The following is a 1,153-nucleotide window of genomic DNA, read 5'->3' as shown; positions in this document are numbered from 1 at the left end:
CTAGTGGCGCGTGTCGTTAATCATTGAACGGTTCGACGCCTGCGAGAATCGGGGTATGGCGAATCATCCTGCTCCGGCGTTGACGCTGCGCGACGGCGACCGGGAGGTACTGGAGTCGTGGACCCGGTCCGCTTCGGTGCGGGCGTCCGCGGCCAAGCGGGCGAGGATCGTTCTGCTCGCCGCCGATGGGGAATCCAATCAGCGGATCGCCGAGCTGGTCGATGCGAGCCGGACGACGGTGATCGCCTGGCGGGATCGGTATCTCGAACGTGGCCTCGACGGCCTGGCCGATCGGGATCGGCCAGGCCGTCCGCGGGAGCTCGATCAGGATGCGATCATCGTCGCAACGCTCACGCCGCCGCCGAAAAGCCTTGGTGTGACGCATTGGTCGACCAGGCTGCTCGCCGCCCGGATCAAGGTGTCGCCGGCCGCGGTAGCGCGGGCGTGGCGGGCGTACGGGATCAAGCCGTTCAAGGCCGAGTCGTTCCGGTTCTCCACCGACCCCGAGCTGGTCGGGAAGGTCACCGACATCTGCGGGCTGTACCTTCACCCGCCCCAGAACGCGATCGTCCTGTGCGTGGACGAGAAGTCGCAGATCCAAGCCCTGGACCGGACGGTGCCGATCCTGCCGATGCAGCCCGGGAAGGTCGAACGCCGCTCCCACGACTACTACCGGCACGGCACCACCACCTTGTTCGCCGCCCTCGACATCGCGACCGGGAAGGTCACCGCCGCCCTCAAACCCAAGCACCGCCACCAGGAGTTCCTGGCGTTCCTGCGCCAGATCGAGCGCGTCTACCGCGACGTGCTCGACGCCGACGGCAACCCCGTCGTGCTGCACCTAGTGATGGACAACTACGCAGCTCACAAGCACAAAGAGGTGAAAGCCTGGCTCGCACGCCACCCTCGGATGATCGTGCACTTCACCCCGACCCACGCCTCCTGGATGAACCTCGTCGAAGCCTGGTTCGGCATCGTCGAACGACAAGCGATCCGCCGCGGCGTGTTCACCTCCGTCAAAGACCTCAACACCAAGATCCGAGCGTTCATCGACGGCTGGAACCCCAGAGCCCACCCGTTCGTCTGGACCAAGACCGCCGAACAGATCCTCGAGAAGGCGAACCGTCCAACAACTTCAAACCCGCGCCACTAG

1 protein-coding gene is annotated in these 1,153 nt (G+C 65.6%); it reads left to right on the top strand.

Going from position 1 to position 1,153, the window contains the following annotated elements:
- Nucleotides 1-55: 55 nt before the first annotated feature.
- A complete protein-coding gene (locus HF999_RS22120) occupies nucleotides 56-1,153 on the top strand; it encodes an IS630 family transposase (protein ID WP_168547905.1) in 1,098 nt (365 codons plus the stop codon).

The organism is Tsukamurella spumae, assembly GCF_012396015.1.
Taxonomy (GTDB): domain Bacteria; phylum Actinomycetota; class Actinomycetes; order Mycobacteriales; family Mycobacteriaceae; genus Tsukamurella; species Tsukamurella spumae.
This window is presented reverse-complemented; position numbering and strand designations above follow the sequence as displayed.